Here is a 17,586-nt window from a genome sequence, read left to right on the forward strand (position 1 = left end):
ATACATTAAACAAATTAGGATGTAATGCGTTAGCTTTTACAGGGCATAAGTCTCTTTTAGGTCCTCAAGGAATAGGTGGTTTTTTAATCGACGATGAATTAAATAAAGAAGCTTTACCTTTTATTGAAGGCGGTACAGGAAGTTTATCAGAAAGCATAATTCAACCTAATTTTCTTCCTGATAAATTTGAAAGTGGAACATTAAATGCTCCTGGTATAGCTGGATGACTTGCAGGAATTAATTATATATTAGAAGAAGGAATTACATCTATTCAAGAAAGAGAGCAGGAACTTTGTCAACGTTTTATTGACGGACTTTTAAATATTTTTTCTATTAAAGTCTATGGTGTTAAAGAGGCTTTTTTAAGAACCCCTACTATTTCTATAAACTCAAGTAAAATTAATAATGCCGAATTAGGATTTATTTTAGATAGAGACTATGGAATAATGGCTAGAACAGGATTACATTCCGCACCTTTAGCTCATAAAACTATAAAAACTTTTCCTAAAGGAACTTTAAGGTTTAGTTTAGGACCATTTAATGATAAAAAAGATATTGATTACACTTTATATGCATTAAACTCAATATTGAGATGTGTTTAAAAAGAAAAATAACGTGGATATGTGATGAGAAATTTTGGCGGGAGGTGTCAACATGGCTCAAAAAAGACTTACAGAGCTAAGTAAAACTTCAGGGTGAGCAGCAAAAATAGGGCCGGAGACCCTGTCAAAAATATTAGGTAAGTTGCCTAAAATGGAGGATAAAAATTTAATAGTAGGAATAGAAACTTCTGATGATGCTGCTGTCTACAAGCTAAGTGATGAAATGGCAGTTATACAAACACTAGATTTTTTTACCCCAGTAGTTGATGATCCCTATACTTTTGGACAAATTGCTGCTGCAAATTCTATAAGTGATGTATATGCAATGGGTGGAAAACCGACAGTAGCTTTAAATATAGTATGTTTTCCAAATTGTTTATCCATAGATATTTTGGGTGAAATATTAAGAGGCGGAGCAGATAAGGTAATTGAAGCAGGGGCAGTAGTTATTGGTGGTCATACTGTAGAAGATGATGAGCCAAAGTATGGATTATCTGTAATGGGAATAGTCCATCCAGATAAAATTCTCAAAAATTTTGGTTCAAAGATTGGAGAGGATATCATTATAACAAAGCCCTTAGGAACTGGAATAATAAACACTGCTATAAAAGGTGGAATAGCATCAAAGAAAGCTTACGATAAAGTTGTAAAGGTTATGGCGACATTAAATAAATATGCAAGTGAAGTAATTGTAAATTACAATGTTTCAGCTTGTACAGACGTAACTGGTTTTGGGCTTATGGGCCATGGATATGAAATGGCTGAAGCTTCGAGAGTTACTTTAAAATTATATAAGGATAAAATACCATATATAAGAGAAGCAAAAGAGTATGCGGAAATGGGACTTGTGCCAGCTGGTGCTTATAATAATAGAAAATATATGGATGGTAAGTTTGAATTTAGAGATACCCCAGAATGGATGAAAGATATATTATTTGACCCCCAAACATCAGGTGGGCTTCTAATAACTTGTTCAAAAGAGGAAAGTTCTAAAATAATTAAGGAACTTTTAAATTTAGAATTACCATCAGCTATTATTGGAGAAGTAATAACTAAGCAAGAAGAAGGTTATATAATAGTAGAGTAAAATGGCAAAATTACTTATTACTTAATCTTTTTAAAATAAATGAATTCTAATGAAGTTATGGAAGTAGTTTTTAAATTAAAAGAAAGTGCAGGAAAACTCAAGGATGATATAAAAAGGTTTAAAATATAGATATTAAAAAGCTTGGGAGGGTTTTTTCTTAGGATTTTTAATGTCTATGATGGCAGAAATATAATTTTGAAATAGTTTAGAAGGTGGGAATAGAGTGGAAATTAAGCAATTGTTAAGAGATCTACCAAAGATAGATGAACTTTTAAAAGAGCATATAGTAAATAATGAACTGAATTTTACTATGAGAACAATTGTTGTTGAAACGTTAAGAGAGACAATAGATAGGTATAGAGAGCTAATATTAAGTAATAGTATAGATGAATATTCGAAAAAGGATATATTAAAGAGTTTTCTGGAACTTTTAGAGGAAAGAAAAGGTTCAAGGTTAAAAAAGGTTATAAATGCTGCAGGAGTAATTATACATACTAATCTAGGAAGATCTCTATTGGCTAAAAAGGCTTTAGAAAACGTTGTAAATGTGGTTGATAATTATAATAACCTGGAATATGACTTGAAAAAAGGTCAAAGAGGATCAAGATATAGTCATGTTGAAGAACTTATTAAGAAGGTAACAAGCGCAGAAGCAGCTATGGTTGTAAATAATAATGCAGCTGCAGTTATGTTGGTGTTAAATACTTTGTGTAAGGAAAAAGAAGCAATTGTTTCACGTGGACAATTGGTTGAGATAGGAGGTTCTTTTAGAGTTCCAGACGTCATGAGCTTTAGTGGAGCAAGGCTTGTGGAAGTTGGAACAACAAATAGAACTCATTTATATGACTATGATAACAATATAAATGAAGATACTGGTGTTTTATTAAAAGTGCATACATCTAATTTTAAAATTCTAGGATTTACAGAGGATGTATCTTTGGAAGAGTTAGTTCAACTAGGGGATGAAAAGAAAATACCTGTTATTGAGGATATAGGAAGTGGTACATTAATAGACTTCTCAAAATATGGATTTACACATGAACCCACGGTTCAGGAAAGTATTAAAAAGGGTGTAGATGTAGTTACTTTTAGCGGGGATAAGATGCTTGGAGGACCACAGGCAGGAATAATTATAGGTAAAAAAGTATACATAGATAAAATAAAAAAGAATCAACTTACGAGAGCATTGAGAATAGATAAGATGACTCTTGCTGCATTAGAGGGAACACTTAAGTATTATTTAGACGAGAAAGAAGCCATAGAAAATATACCTACTCTAAATATGATGTTAAGTCCAAAAAGTGAACATAAAAAAAGAGCACAAAGACTTAAAAGGAAGCTTCAAAGTAAAGTTAAAAATTTTAAATTTGCATTAGAAGAAGATTATTCCATGGTAGGGGGAGGTTCAATGCCTACGGAGAAGATTGAAACATATATTATAAAGGTAGATAACAATGAATTTTCTCCACAAGAATTAGAAAAAAAATTAAGAGAAAATAAAACTCCTATAATAATTAGAATTTCAGGTAATGAAGTTATTTTAGATGTAAGGACTATTTTTGATAAAGATTTTGATATAATAGTGGACGCTTTTGTGTCATTAGATTAAAAGAGAGGTGGTAAGCTTATAAAGCATATTATAATTGGGACAGCAGGACATATAGATCGTGGAAAAACTACTCTTATAAAAGCTCTAACTGGTAGAGAAACAGATACTCTTGCAAAGGAAAAAGAAATAGGAATATCTATAAATCTCAGAGTTACTTTTTTCGACTTGCCATCAGGTAAAGGGTAGACATAATAGATATACCAGGTCGTGAAAAGTTTATTAAAAATATGCTATGGTACTTTCAGAGCATTTTGATAATATAAAGTTAACTAAAAGAGTGGAGGATAAGAGAGCGTTTTATTAATATTGAGAAACTGTAAAAAATTACTTTGATTTAGCAAACAGCTTATTGTATTATAATTGTATCATAAAACATGATACAATTAATCATATAAAGTAATAACAAAAAACGCTTAAAGACGTTGACATTATAAAGTATGCACTTTATAATATATTATATAGTTCAATATGGGAGTAGATAGGTTCTGGTGTTCCTGGCGGTCTTCAAAACCGTTCCGTCGTGCTAAGACCACGATAGGTGGGTTCGATTCCCACATATTCCCGCCATTAAATAAAAGCGTGGCCAAAAGCCACGCTTTTATTACTGTAATTCTATCTTAATCTTATACTCCTTAAGCTAGGTGTTACCTTGTATCAAATAAGCTAATAACTGAAGACTTTTCATAAGCTGTCCAAACCAAGGAGCTTTAAAAGAAGAACCACTAGCTTCTATTAATAATATTAGTAGCTCGTTTATCAACTAAATCAAGTATAGGAAAAGATGTTCTCTCAAACAAGCAATTAGAGGCGGTGTAAGTGACCCAAGAAATAAAAATATATTTAAGATGTTTTCACTAATTGGTATTGGTGAGAGAGTAGGCTCTAGAATAGAAAATATTTATAAGGTATGGGATGAGCAAAGCTGGAGGAAACCAGAAATTATAGAGAACTTTCAACCAGATAGAATTACAATGGTACTTAGAACAGTATTACTTTTACCTGAGAAGAGTCTTGCATTTTTAAAAAGTATAATTTGGAAATAAATTATTGAAAGATGAAAATGTAAGTTTTCAAATTGATACTGATTGGAAATTAGGTTTTACGGGAAGAAACGGAAGGGGAAAGACTACTTTCTTAAATCTTTTAATTGGAAAATATGAATATGATGGAAACATTTCAGCTGATGTGACTTTTGAATATTTTCCTTATGAAGTGCAGGAGAAAGGCAATTTCACCATAGATGTCATAAGAGAGATTAGTCCAAATTCAATGGATTGGGAAATAGTAAAAGAATTATCTTTGTTAGATATGGACTACGATGCTTTATATAGACAGTTTTATACACTGTCTAAAGGAGAGCAGACCAAAGTATTGCTGGCTGCTATGTTTTTGAAGGAAAACTCCTTCTTACTCATTGATGAACCTACAAATCATTTAGATATTGAAGCTAGGCATAAGCTATGTAATTACTTGAAAAGAAAGGATTTATCCTGATTTCACATGATAGGTCTTTTTTGGATAACTGTGTTGATCATATCTTGTCTATTAATAAAACTAATATTGAAATACAAAAAGGAAATTTTTCTTCATGGTGGAGAAACAAAGAATTAAAAGATGGTTTTGAACTAGCAGAAAATGAAAAATTGAAAAAAGATATTAACAGACTTTCTAGATCAGCAAAACGTACATCTACGTGGTCAGATAGTGTTGAAAGCAGTAAGTATGGAACTACTAATTCTGGGAGCAAATTAGATAAAGGATACGTTGGCCATAAAGCTGCAAAAATGATGAAGCGTGCTAAAAATGTAGAAGATAGACAACAAAGCATGATTGAGGAAAAATCAAAGCTTCTTAAAAATATTGAATTTAATGAAAGATTGAAAATAATACCACTTACTTTCCATGATAAAAAGCTTGTAGAACTTACAGATGTTGCAATTGAATATGATGATAATCGAGTTGTCTGTGAAGGAGTAAACTTCACTATAGAACAAGGTGAAAGAGTTGCTATTCAAGGAAAGAATGGAAGTGGAAAATCAAGTATATTGAAATTAATTTATGGAGAAGACATCCCCCATAGTGGAATTGTAAGAAAGAATAATAAGTTAATCATTTCGTATGTTTCACAAGATACATCGGATTTATATGGTAACTTATCTGAGTATGCAGACAAACACTGTATTGATGAGGATTTATTTAAATCGATGCTTAGAAAACTTGATTTTTCAAGAGAACAGTTTGAAAAGAATATCGGGGACTTTAGTGGAGGACAGAAGAAAAAGGTATTGCTTGCCAAAAGTTTGTGTGAACGAGCGCATTTGTATATTTGGGATGAACCATTGAATTTTATTGATGTCATTTCTCGTATGCAGATTGAGAAATTGTTAATTGAGTATGAACCTACAATTTTGTTTGTTGATTATGATAGTACATTCTGCGAAAATGTTGCAACAAAAATAATAAATATAAAGGTAAGAATGGCAATTAATATGTTTAATAGCAATACAAAAACAAAATATATAAGAATAAAACAAATAATATCAAATTTAAAATTACCTGATTATAGATACGAACAACCTACAAAAACTATTTTTTATCAAATCATAGATGATTTTTAAGATAAACCATTAAGTTACGTACAAAAAGGAGTAACCATAAACGGGCAAAGGGAGTGTTTATCATAGGTAAATTTCTTAAAAGGTAATAAACATTAACACAGAGTTGTAAAGGCTGAAGTTATCACATATAAATATCTAGAGGCACGTAGAAATGTACATGCAGTAATGCAGAAGGAGGTGGATAAAATAATTATCTGCCTCCTTCTGCATTACTCTGTTTTGATTTTATCTCATATTTGTAAATTTATTTATGCTTTAAAACGCACTTTTAGATTGTTTATGTATCGGGTAAAAGCTATGTAAGTAACAAATGTTGTAATTAAGTTAGAAATAGCTTCTGCCATATAAATGCCCCATACACCGAATATATGTGGCAGTATAAATGCTAGTGGTACTAAAAGAAGAAGCTTACGCATTATTCCATATAAGAATGAACACCATGTATTTCCCATTGCTACAAAGGCATTTTGATTGACCATTTGCATTCCAAGAACCAGTACAGTACTGAACATAATACGCATAGTGATGCTGGTCAGCCCAATTAAGTCATTATCACTAGTAAAGAGCTGACATATGATGTTTGGAACTAGCATCATGGCTAACCACATGATTACTGCACAGGAAATACTTAATACTCGAGCATGGTATATGGTTTCTCGAAGCCTTGGATAATTTTTAGCTCCCATATTATAACTTAGAATTGGTTGTGCTCCACTGATGATTCCAATGAGAGGCATAAAGAAAATCTGACCTACACTGCTTAATATTGCCATAGAGGCAATATGAAGATCACTAAGAACTCCTCCGTATTGTATTAGAAGACGATTGAGTATGATTACAACAATACTTTCGTTAACACGAAATGTGAATGGAGAAACACCTAGTGCACAAATAGAACGAATTATTTCAAAATCTGGTTTCATGTCATGAAGATTTAAGCGTAGAATGGATTTTTTTGAACACAGAAATTTGATTACCCAAATAGCTGATATCATTTGGGAAATGACAGTGGCAATAGCAGCACCTGCAATTCCTAAGTTTAGCACATAAATAAATATGGGGTCTAAAATAATGTTTAAAATTGCACCAATAACAATAGTAATTGTTCCTATTCCGGTAAATCCTTGAGTATTAATAAATGGATTCAACCCCATGGCGATTTCCACAAATAACGTTCCTATGAGGTAAATGCTCAGGAAACTGATAGCATAAGGCAGTGTAACTTCATTAGCACCGAAGGCTATTAATATAGGTTTTAATGTTAACATACAACCTACAGTAATAATGAAGCTAATAAAAATAAGCATTGATAACGCATTGTTTAGATAGCGCTGGGCTTTTTTTAAGTCACCTTCACCTAGAGCAATAGAAGCTAGAGGAGCACCGCCCATACCGGGTAAACAGCTAAATGCAGCAATTATCATAATTATAGGGAAAGTCAATCCAATTCCAGTTAATGCTTTAGTTCCAATACCAGGCATATGTCCTATATACATACGGTCTACAATACTATACAGTGCATTTACTAGCTGAGCAATTGTGACTGGAATAGTGAGCTTAATTAATAGAGGCAGAATTTTTGCATGTGCTAATTGTTCGTTCATATCAGCATTTTTAGTGCAATTCATTATATATCACCTTTTTTATTTTGTTCAATAGGAGTAGGAGCAATGGTTGGAAGTAAAAGGTTTTCGATATCTGCCTTCAAAATTGTTACAGCTGTTGAAACTTCACCTTTTTCTAGATAATCAATTAGGGCTAGATGCAGATCCATAGTAGCAAAGTGTTTTTTTTTGTACGAAAAATATAGTTTGTATGTTTAAAGCATCTTCTAAAAGTTTATAAGCATAATGATTACCAAAGATAGAGAATAATTTCAAATGAAATTCACAGTTATATTTCCAGTGGGTCATGAAATCGTTAGCGGGACAGTTACTATAATTAATACATATGCTTCTAAGTTCTTTGATGGAAGCTTCATCTATATAGATAAAGTAGCTTTTTAAAAAAGAACATTCAAGGGCAGAACGAAACTTTGTTATTTCTAATAATTGTTGTTCGCTTGGTTCAAGAATCTTATATCCCTGTCTTGGAATGCTTGATAAGATATGGGTACCAGTTAGTTGAGTAAGTGCTTCACGTATTGGTGCACGACTTACACCGTATTTTTCCATGAGAAATTTTTCAGTTAGTATTGTATCAGCAGCATATACTCCATTGATGATATCAGAAAACAAAGCATCATAAACTTGATTTTTTAATGTATTTAAAGGTTTTCTAACCATAAAATAGCCTCCTTATATTCCAGCTTTATTGTCAAATTATTATACATTTAAAAATAAGGTAAGTCAATATAAGAACAATGTGATTTTATAAGCGATAGGTGAAATTAGTTAGCGTGATCATATCAGTAGAAAATGTATACTACTATATTTTACAATAAACTGCAAAAAAATCATAATATATCTAGTGAAAATAAAAAATATTACAAAAAAATGATATATAATGTTGATTATTGCAATTTCATGTGATATGATTAGGGTACATAATCGAATATGAATTTACATAGTGAATATGAATTTACATAGTGTAAATGATTATCTAAATATACGTTATTTACTTTTGTATTCATATTAGATGTGGTGAGAATAAATAGATGTGATTTTGAATTGTTATATAATAATTTATGTCACCTGTTTAGAAAACGTTTTCGAATTGTAAATCATATGAATTAAAAATTTTGCAGTTTAAATTATTACTTAGTAAAAGTTAATATCATTTAAGGTGAACTTGGTTGTAATCATAATAGATAACATAAGAACATATAGCCAGACACCGGAGAGTACTTTCCAAAATAGGATGCTAAAAGTTAGAAAATGATGAACATTCATTAATGAATATTTAAATTTAAAAAGAAAAGGAGAGAAAGAACATGATTGATAACAAAATTACTATCAAAGGTGACCCAGTAGTAGATATTCAGAGAGGTGCAATTGGACATCGTGCAACTTGGACTGGTTTAACATATACCAAGGCAAGAGAAGCAGGAAAGGCAGAAGAAGCAGAAAAAATTATTCGTGAAGCGATTGCTGAAACTGGTAAGATTCAGGGAACTGAAATTAAATCAGAATGTAAAAATCCAGAAAGTGTTACATGTTTTGCAGAGACTTTTTTAAGTGAGAATGTGGTAAAGACTTTTGAAATTGAATTTAAGAATAAAACTGAGGACAGAGTAGATATAGAATTTCATCACTGTCCACTTCTAAAAGCATGGCAGGATTTAGAATTTGATGATTCAACTTGCGAAAAATTATGTGACATGGCTATGGATGGTGATAGAAATATTGCTAAGGCTATGGGGTTTGAATTCCACTTAGGAGATACTATTGCTAAAGGATGCAAGACTTGTCAGGTATCATTTTTCAAAAAAGACAAATAATTAAGTAGCGTATAAAAGGAGAAATTTTCAATGGATAAGATACAATATGATAACTATGTAAAGATATTAAAAGGAGAACTTATTCCAGCTATGGGATGTACAGAGCCAATTGCCATTGCTTTTACAGCTGCAAAGGCAAGAGAGGTACTTGGACAGATGCCTGAAAAAATGGTTGTTAGATGTAGCGGGAATATTATTAAAAATGTAAAAGGTGTTATCGTACCTAATTCCGGTGGACAAAAAGGCGTTGAAGTGGCAGCTATTTTAGGTGCTGTGGCAGGAAATGCAGAATTAGAGCTTCAGGTAATCAGTCAAGTAAAACAGGAAGAAATTAATAAAACTAAAGAATTATATAGCCAGGGAATTTGTAGTTGTGAGCTTCAAGAAGGAGAAGAAAATCTTTTCATACGTGCAGAATTAATAGCTGGACAGGAAGTAGCAGTTGTTGAAGTTAGTAGTAAACATAACCACATTTCTAAAATTGAAAAAAATGGTAAGGTATTATTTGAACAGGCTGGAATTGAAACTCAACAGTCTGGAGATAAGTCTAAGCTTAATATCAAGGATATACTTGACTTTGCCAATGAAGTAAATTTAGATGATATAAAAGAAGTTATCAGTACACAGATTAAATATAATTCGGCTATATCAGAAGAAGGCTTGACTAATAAATGGGGTTCTCAAGTTGGACAAACTCTTATGAAAGTTAGTGGTGACGATGTGCGTATGAGAGCAAGAGCAGCAGCAGCAGCAGGCTCTGATGCAAGAATGAATGGATGTGCACTTCCAGTAGTAATCAATTCAGGAAGTGGTAACCAGGGCATCACTTGTACTATGCCAGTTTTAGTTTATGCTGACGATATGGAAGCTGATGAGGATACTCTTTATAGAGCTCTTGTTTTAACTAATCTTATATCTTTACATCAGAAGCGTTATATTGGAAACTTATCTGCTTATTGTGGAGCTGTATCAGCTGGAACAGCTGCAGCTTGTGGTATTGCTTACTTAAATGGTGCTGATTATGATGTTATTGGAAAAACTATTATAAATAGTGTAGGTAATGTAGGAGGTATTGTTTGTGATGGAGCTAAAGCTTCATGTGCAGCAAAGATCTCCAGTGCAGTAGATGCTGGTATAATGGGCTACGAAATGGCAAAACAAGGTTTAGTATTCCCATTTGGAGAAGGAATTGTTGAAAAAGATTATGAAAAGACAATCCAGAACATTGGACGTATGGGACGTCAGGGAATGAAATCTACTGATGTTGAGATACTTAATATTATGATAGGAAAATAATTTCTAAGGTATAACTGTGGTCTTAAGAGGTAGTTTGTTCTGCGATTGTAAGTTGCTATGAAATATCTACCTCTAAGAAGACCCGGGAAACTTATTTTTAAACTTGAGGTATAGGGCATTTTGACAGTATTATAGTACCTATATAAAAATTTAGATTTTAAAAAACTTTTATCATTAATTTCAAAAGGGGGGATAGTGTTTAGTTTTAATGAAGCTATTAAAAAATTAGATGGATAAAGGTTATTATAAATCAAATTTTCCCAATTTTTAAAATTATTAATAAAAAGGTGTAAGGATTCTTACATTATTCAACTTAAAACACAAGGAGTGATAAAGATGGAAAATCAATCAGTTAGCTTAAAAAAAGTAATACTTCTTGCGGGAGCATTAGCTGCATATTGGATTGGATCTGGATTTTCAACAGGACAGGAAGTTTTGCAATTTTTTACAACAAGTGGAACAAAAGGAATTGCAGCAGCACTAATTTTTCTAGTTTTAATGAGTTATCTTTCATACACTTTGTATGGAATAGGTCAAAAAAAGAAATTTGAGAATCCTTATGATGTTTTTGAATATTATTGTGGTAAAGCTTTAGGACAAGTTTATACATGGTATAATGTTATATTAATATATGCTATATTTGTAGTTATGTTAGCAGGTGCAGGTGCAACAATTCATCAATATTATGGAATTCAAACATATATAGGTACTGGAGTTATAGCTATTCTTGCATTAGGTACAACATTGCTAGGAGTAGAAAAGCTTATCGACATAATAGGTGTTATAGGACCTGTTAAAATTGTATTTGTAGCAATAGTAGGTGTTGCAGGAATTATTACCCTTTCTGGACAACCAACTTTATTATCAGAAGCTAGCAATCTTATGCCAACATTAGGTTTTAAATCTGCTTCTTCTAATTGGGCATGGTCAGGAGCTTTGTATGCATTTCTTGCTCTTATGGTTAGTATACCATTTCAAGTTGACTGTGGTAAGTCTGCAGGAAGTGTAAAAGAAGCAAGAAGCGCAGCTTTGCTTGGAACATTTGCTTTTACTATTGCAATTATTTTACTTGTAATAGCTGAACTTGTTTATTATAAATTAATTGTTGGAAAACAAGTTCCTACATTAGAAATTGCTAATCACATATCCCCTGTTTTAGGATTGTTTTTCTCAGTGTTAATAGTTGTAAGTATCTATTCGGCAGTAGCCTCATTTCTTTTAATGACTGTTAGAAAGTTTGCTCCAGACAAAACTAAGAAATTTAATATTATTGCGACAGTATTAACCATTATAGGTATGTTCTTTGGTGGAGTACTTCCTTTTGATAAATTAGTAAATATTTTATATCCTTTTGCAGGATATTCAGCTATTGTTTTCACATGCTTTATGATTTTTAAAGAATTAAAGGGAAGCGGTGGAAAACAGGATAACTAAGTAAAGTATAATATTTAATAATTAAGATAGTTACAATTAAAATTTTATTAGTAAATCATGGATTTAAATGTTAATTATTAGAAATATGCAAAAACCCACTTGATTTTTTAAGTGGGTTTTTAAAGATTTTAGTATGAACATAATTTTGTTTGTAGAATTTTTTAAATAATCAATTGGTTAGATATGAAACTTATACTATTGACAATTAAGTTTTTATATTTTATCATATAAAATAAGTTTAAAAAGCAAAAACATTGGAAATACAAAGAAAAGGATTAGTAAAAATGTAAGTCTTTTTATAGAGAGGGAATTGATGGTGAAATATTCCTAAAAGATCATTTTGAACCTACCTTGGAGTTCTGTACTGAAATAATAGTAGGATACAGCGGGTAATAACCGTTAATAATTAAAAGTGAATATGTTTTAAAAAATGTATTAAACAGGGTGGTACCGCCGATATAGTCTTGGTCCCTTATTGGGATTTAAGGCTTTTTTTATATTCAAAATTATAAGCATTCTTATAAAATTATTTTAATGAATATTGAATGTTTATCAGTAACTTTAATATGAAGAGCATATTTCAAATCTATGATTTGGAAGATGGTTTTTTATAGTATTTAATTAAAATATTATAACATGGTAGTAATGGGATAAACTTATTATATTTTAGGAGGCTGTTAAAATGGGAAAAGATAAGAAACTAGTAGAACAAATTACACCAATGGATGAAGATTTTGCTCAATGGTATACAGACATAGTTAAAAAGGCAGAACTTGCGGATTATTCAAGCGTTAGGGGTTGTATGATTATACGTCCATATGCATATGCAATGTGGGAAAATATCCAAAGTGATTTAGATAGAAGATTTAAAGAAACAGGACATGAAAATGTATATATGCCTATGTTCATACCAGAAAGTTTACTTCAAAAAGAAAAGGATCATGTAGAAGGTTTTGCACCAGAAGTTGCATGGGTAACTCAGGGTGGAAATGAAGAATTAACTGAAAGATTGTGTGTACGTCCAACATCAGAAACTTTATTCTGTGAACACTATGCTAAAACAGTTCAATCTTACAATGATTTGCCAAAACTTTATAATCAGTGGTGTTCAGTTGTAAGATGGGAAAAAACTACACGTCCTTTCCTTAGAACTACAGAATTTTTATGGCAGGAAGGTCATACTATACATGAAACTCAAGAAGAATCAGAAGAAGAAACAATTAAAATGTTAAATACGTATGCTGATCATGTTGAAAATATGCTTGCAATTCCTGTTATAAGAGGGCAAAAAACCGAAAAAGAAAGATTTGCAGGGGCCATTGGGACTTATACTATAGAAGCTTTGATGCACGATGGAAAAGCACTTCAGACAGCTACTTCTCACAATTTTGGAACTAACTTTGCTGAAGCTTTTAATATTCAATATACAGATAGAGATGGCAAGTTGCAGTATGTTCATCAGACATCATGGGGAATAACTACGCGTTTAATAGGTGCGATAATAATGGTTCATGGAGATGACAGCGGTCTTAAACTTCCACCAAGAATAGCACCAATCCAGGTAATTATAGTACCTATAGCTCAACATAAAGAGGGCGTTTTAGAAAAAGCAGCTGAACTAAAGGAAAGAGTATCTAAGGTAGCTAGAGTTAAAATAGATAGCAGTGATAAAATGCCAGGATGGAAGTTTGCTGAATACGAAATGAAAGGTGTTCCAGTTCGTTTAGAAGTAGGCCCTAAGGATATTGAAAAAAATCAAGTTGTGCTTGTAAGAAGAGACACTAGAGAAAAGATAATAGTTCCAATGGACGAATTAGAGACAAAGATACCATCACTTTTAGATGATATACACAATTCAATGTTTGAAGCTGCTAAAAAAGTAAGAGATGAAAAAACTAGTACTGCAGTAAACATGGATGAATTTAAAGATATAGTTGAAAATAAAACAGGATTTGTTAAAGCTATGTGGTGTGGCGACAGAGCTTGTGAAGATAAAATTAAGGAAGAAACTGGAGCAACATCTAGATGTATTCCATTTAAGCAGGAAAAGGTATCAGATACTTGCGTATGTTGTGGCAAGAAAGCTGATAAAGTGGTTTACTGGGGAAGAGCATACTAAAAATAATTTAAATATTATAAGATAAAAGGTATATAAAAAAGTCTACTGTAAATATTAAACAGTAGGCTTTTTTATATAAAAGTATAAAAATTATCATATTACTCATTTTATTATTTGAAAAAATTTTATATAATGTTTTAAATAGGGTATTGTTATAAACTTAAAATAGAGCATGTGAAAATGCAATTTATAAAATTAGAAAGTTATTTTTTCATATGCTTAATAAAATTAAGGAGAGAATCTTATGTATAAAAGCATAGTATTAGAAAAGGCTGAAAAATTAAAAGATAAGCTTATAATGATTAGGCGAGATATACATGCTCATCCTGAAATAGGCATGCATGAAAATAGAACAGCTAAAGTAGTAGTGGATAAGCTAAAAGAATATGGAATAGAAGTTCAACAGCATGTAGGAGGTACGGGGGTAGTTGGAATACTAAGAGGTAAGGAGCCTGGAAAAACTATACTTTTAAGAGCTGATATGGACTGCCTTAGGTTAAAGGAAGAAAATGATGTGAAGTATAAATCAGAATATCCTGAATTTATGCATGCGTGTGGTCATGATGCACATATATCATGGCTTATTGGTGCTGCTGCAATTTTATCAGAGTTTAGAGATGAATTTAGTGGAAATATTAAGTTTTTATTTCAGCCAGCAGAAGAACTTGCTGGTGGGGCAGAAAAAACAATTCATGGAGGAGTTTTAGAAAATCCTAAAGTGGATGCGGTAGTGGGTGCTCACGTATGGCCTGGAATAGCTGCTGGAAAAATAGGTGTAAAACCAGGCCCCCTTATGGCTGCTTCCGATAACTTTAAAATAATAATACATGGTAAAGGTGGGCATGGAGGTCAACCACAAAGGTGTATAGATCCTATAGCTGTAGGATGTGAAATATATATGGCTTTGCAAACTATAGTAAGTAGAAAAGTAGATCCTTTAGAGCCAGCTGTTATAAGTATTGGAAAATTTAATGCAGGTTCGGCTCATAACATAATACCTGATAAAGCAGAATTAGAAGGAACTATCAGAACTCTTACTTATGAGGTGAGGGAAAAAATACCAGAGATTATGGAAACTATTATAAAGGGTATAAGTGAAGCTAATGGTGCGGAGTATGAATTTAAGTTTATACCTTATCATGCTCCAGTTATAAATGATTATGAAATTACTACTATGCTGGGAAAAGCAGCTAGCCGAGTAGTGGGAAGTGAAAATGTATTAATAGTAGATAAACCTACCATGATAGGTGAAGATTTTTCAAGTTTTGAAGAGAAGGTTCCTGGAACATTTTTTTGGGTTGGAAATCTTAATAAAGATAAAGGAATTACAGAGCCTCTCCACAGTCCTGAATTTAATGTAGATGAAGATATAATATATAAAGCTGCTGCTGTATTTGCGCAATTTGCACTGATTTATTTAAATAAGTAAAATTACATTAAATAATTTGTAAACACTATAGATAAAATGTATTTATTGATATAATATATAGTGTAAGCTAAAAAAGATAGTATGGTGGAGGCTCAAATATGTTCAATAATAAAAAGTTTGATAGCAATAAACTAAAGTATGGCATTTACTATGCTGTAGTTGTAGCTATTATAATCTTTATTTTAAATGATTATATAGTTAATTTGAAAACACAGCATATAGAATATAGTGAATTTATAAACTATATAAATGCCAATAAAATTGAAGAAGTACAAATTTCAAAGGATAAATTAGTAATTATACCCAAGGTTAAAAATGGAGAAAGTAAAAAAACATTGTATACAGGAAGATTAGATGATACTGATTTGGTAAATAGACTGAATAAAGCTCAAATTAAATATGGAAGTGTTACTCAAGAAAATAGTCCAATAAAGAGTCTGTTTATAAATTGGATACTACCAGTTGTAATTTTTATTTTCTTAGGAAGACTGTTATTTGGAAAAATAGATAAAAAAATGGGAAGCGGCGTTATGTCTTTTGGAAAAAACACGGCTAAAATATATGCAGAAAGCGAAACTGGTGTAAACTTTAGTGATGTGGCTGGACAGGAGGAAGCCAAAGAATCTTTGATAGAAATAGTTGACTTTTTACATAAACCTGAAAGATATACAGATATAGGTGCAAAGCTTCCTAAGGGTGCTCTTTTAGTAGGGCCTCCAGGAACAGGTAAAACATTACTAGCTAAAGCAGTAGCAGGAGAAGCGAAAGTCCCGTTTTTTTCCATATCAGGTTCTGCTTTTGTAGAGATGTTTGTAGGTATGGGAGCCTCAAGAGTAAGGGATTTATTTGAACAAGCACAACAAAAAGCACCATGTATAGTATTTATAGATGAAATTGATGCTATAGGCAAAAGTAGAGATAACAATGTTAGTGGGAATGATGAAAGAGAGCAGACATTAAATCAGCTGCTTGCTGAAATGGATGGGTTTGATTCTTCTAAAGGAGTAGTAATTTTGGCAGCAACTAATAGACCTGAAATATTGGATAAAGCTCTTTTAAGACCGGGAAGGTTTGACAGAAGAGTTATAGTAGATAGACCTGATTTAAAAGGCAGGGAAGAAATATTAAAAGTGCATGCTAAAGGAGTCAAAATAGCTAATCAAGCAGATTTAAATGCTGTTGCCAAAGGTACTCCAGGTGCAGTGGGAGCAGATTTAGCTAATATAATAAATGAGGCAGCACTTAGGGCGGTTAAGAATAATAGAAAAGAAGTAATTCAGGAAGATTTAGAAGAAGCGGTAGAAGTAATAATTGCAGGTAAGGAAAAAAAGGATAGAATATTATCAGATAAAGAAAAAAGATCAGTTGCTTTTCATGAAGTTGGTCATGCGCTTGTAGCAGCTTTATTAAAAAATACCGATCCAGTACATAAAATAACTATTGTGCCAAGAACAATGGGAGCGTTAGGATATACTATGCAGCTGCCAGAGGAGGAAAAGTATCTTACAACTAAAGAGGAATTAACGGATCAGATATGTGTAATGCTAGGTGGAAGAGCTGCAGAGGAAATAGAATTTAATACCATGTCTACAGGTGCATCTAATGATATTGAAAGAGCAACTTCATCTGCAAGAAGCATGGTAACTATGTATGGAATGAGTGAAAGGTTTGATATGATGGGTCTTGAATCTATTCAAAATAGATATTTGGATGGAAGACCTGTGCAGAATTGTAGTGCGGAAACAGCAGCATTAATTGATGAGGAAACTTTAAAAATAATAAAAGCAGCCCATGAAAAATCCAAAAAATTACTTAATAATAATAGAGAGCTGCTTTCCAAAATATCAAACAGACTTATAGAAAGAGAAACCCTTATGGGTGATGAATTTATGGCTATGGTAGAAGAAGAGAATAGTTTCAATGAGCAATCAATAAATTAGAATTGGTGGAGAA

At 31.9% G+C, this 17,586-nt stretch carries 13 protein-coding genes, 1 tRNA gene, 3 pseudogenes and 1 other annotated feature; of the genes and pseudogenes, 14 read left to right on the top strand and 3 right to left on the bottom strand.

The genetic code is table 11. The annotated features are described in order from the left end of the window. Positions 1–14: 14 nt before the first annotated feature. The 8 genes and pseudogenes from HBE96_RS22285 to abc-f all read left to right on the top strand — a co-directional run. Positions 15–602 (top strand): annotated as a pseudogene (locus HBE96_RS22285) (aminotransferase class V-fold PLP-dependent enzyme); the annotation flags it as partial. A gap of 52 nt (positions 603–654) precedes the next feature. Beyond that, positions 655–1,689, top strand: a complete 1,035-nt coding sequence (selD, locus tag HBE96_RS22290; protein ID WP_169299906.1) for a selenide, water dikinase SelD — start codon at positions 655–657, stop codon at positions 1,687–1,689. A gap of 223 nt (positions 1,690–1,912) precedes the next feature. Next, a complete protein-coding gene (gene selA / locus HBE96_RS22295) occupies positions 1,913–3,298 on the top strand; it encodes an L-seryl-tRNA(Sec) selenium transferase (RefSeq protein WP_169299907.1) in 1,386 nt (461 codons plus the stop codon). 18 nt (positions 3,299–3,316) lie between these two features. Continuing rightward, positions 3,317–3,531, top strand: a pseudogene (locus HBE96_RS22300) (GTP-binding protein); the annotation flags it as partial. Continuing rightward, positions 3,531–3,602 carry a SelB domain-containing protein gene (locus HBE96_RS27020; protein ID WP_169300140.1) on the top strand — a complete coding sequence of 24 codons (72 nt, stop codon included), beginning with the start codon at positions 3,531–3,533 and terminating at the stop codon, positions 3,600–3,602. The pseudogene HBE96_RS22300 and the gene HBE96_RS27020, both read left to right, overlap by 1 nt. 166 nt (positions 3,603–3,768) lie before the next feature. Beyond that, positions 3,769–3,865: transfer RNA gene (locus HBE96_RS22310), tRNA-Sec, on the top strand. A gap of 278 nt (positions 3,866–4,143) precedes the next feature. After that, the gene (locus tag HBE96_RS22315; RefSeq protein ID WP_169299908.1) at positions 4,144–4,341 is read left to right on the top strand and encodes a hypothetical protein; all 198 of its coding nucleotides are present in this window, start codon (positions 4,144–4,146) and stop codon (positions 4,339–4,341) included. Between the two features lie 13 nt (positions 4,342–4,354). Further along, positions 4,355–5,766 (top strand): annotated as a pseudogene (gene abc-f / locus HBE96_RS22320) (ribosomal protection-like ABC-F family protein); the annotation flags it as partial. A 398-nt stretch (positions 5,767–6,164) separates the two neighbouring features. On the opposite strand, the gene HBE96_RS22325 reads toward abc-f, so the two are convergent. Genes HBE96_RS22325 through HBE96_RS22330 form a run of 3 tightly spaced genes read right to left on the bottom strand, consistent with a single transcriptional unit; the run spans position 6,165 to position 8,201 of the window. Beyond that, a complete protein-coding gene (locus HBE96_RS22325; RefSeq protein WP_169299909.1) occupies positions 6,165–7,544 on the bottom strand; it encodes an MATE family efflux transporter in 1,380 nt (459 codons plus the stop codon). Continuing rightward, positions 7,544–7,690 (bottom strand): hypothetical protein, encoded by a 147-nt coding sequence (locus HBE96_RS26545; protein WP_243187036.1) that lies wholly within the window; start codon positions 7,688–7,690, stop codon positions 7,544–7,546. Before HBE96_RS26545 ends, HBE96_RS22325 begins: the two co-directional genes overlap by 1 nt. Then, complete coding sequence (locus tag HBE96_RS22330) at positions 7,665–8,201, bottom strand: GntR family transcriptional regulator (RefSeq protein WP_243187037.1); 537 nt, start codon at positions 8,199–8,201, stop codon at positions 7,665–7,667. Before HBE96_RS22330 ends, HBE96_RS26545 begins: the two co-directional genes overlap by 26 nt. 647 nt (positions 8,202–8,848) lie before the next feature. Between HBE96_RS22330 and HBE96_RS22335 the strand changes: the two genes are divergently transcribed. The 6 genes from HBE96_RS22335 (at position 8,849) to ftsH (ending at position 17,573) form a co-directional block, all read left to right on the top strand. Further along, positions 8,849–9,355: an L-2-amino-thiazoline-4-carboxylic acid hydrolase gene (locus tag HBE96_RS22335; protein WP_169299910.1), complete on the top strand. Its 507-nt coding sequence runs from the start codon at positions 8,849–8,851 to the stop codon at positions 9,353–9,355. A 30-nt stretch (positions 9,356–9,385) separates the two neighbouring features. After that, positions 9,386–10,651: an L-cysteine desulfidase family protein gene (locus HBE96_RS22340; protein ID WP_169299911.1), complete on the top strand. Its 1,266-nt coding sequence runs from the start codon at positions 9,386–9,388 to the stop codon at positions 10,649–10,651. A gap of 336 nt (positions 10,652–10,987) precedes the next feature. Beyond that, positions 10,988–12,085 (top strand): YkvI family membrane protein, encoded by a 1,098-nt coding sequence (locus HBE96_RS22345; RefSeq protein ID WP_169299912.1) that lies wholly within the window; start codon positions 10,988–10,990, stop codon positions 12,083–12,085. A gap of 256 nt (positions 12,086–12,341) precedes the next feature. Continuing rightward, positions 12,342–12,561 (top strand) — a binding site (T-box leader). Positions 12,562–12,767: 206 nt separating this feature from the next. Beyond that, on the top strand, positions 12,768–14,204 hold the full coding sequence (gene proS, locus HBE96_RS22350; RefSeq protein ID WP_169299913.1) for a proline--tRNA ligase: 1,437 nt from the start codon (positions 12,768–12,770) through the stop codon (positions 14,202–14,204). A gap of 244 nt (positions 14,205–14,448) precedes the next feature. After that, complete coding sequence (locus tag HBE96_RS22355) at positions 14,449–15,633, top strand: M20 metallopeptidase family protein (RefSeq protein ID WP_169299914.1); 1,185 nt, start codon at positions 14,449–14,451, stop codon at positions 15,631–15,633. A gap of 98 nt (positions 15,634–15,731) precedes the next feature. Further along, positions 15,732–17,573: an ATP-dependent zinc metalloprotease FtsH gene (ftsH, locus tag HBE96_RS22360; RefSeq protein WP_169299915.1), complete on the top strand. Its 1,842-nt coding sequence runs from the start codon at positions 15,732–15,734 to the stop codon at positions 17,571–17,573. Positions 17,574–17,586 lie beyond the last annotated feature (13 nt).

The sequence above is a fragment of the Clostridium muellerianum genome, from assembly GCF_012926525.1.
GTDB classification, from domain to species: Bacteria; Bacillota; Clostridia; order Clostridiales; family Clostridiaceae; genus Clostridium_AM; species Clostridium_AM muellerianum.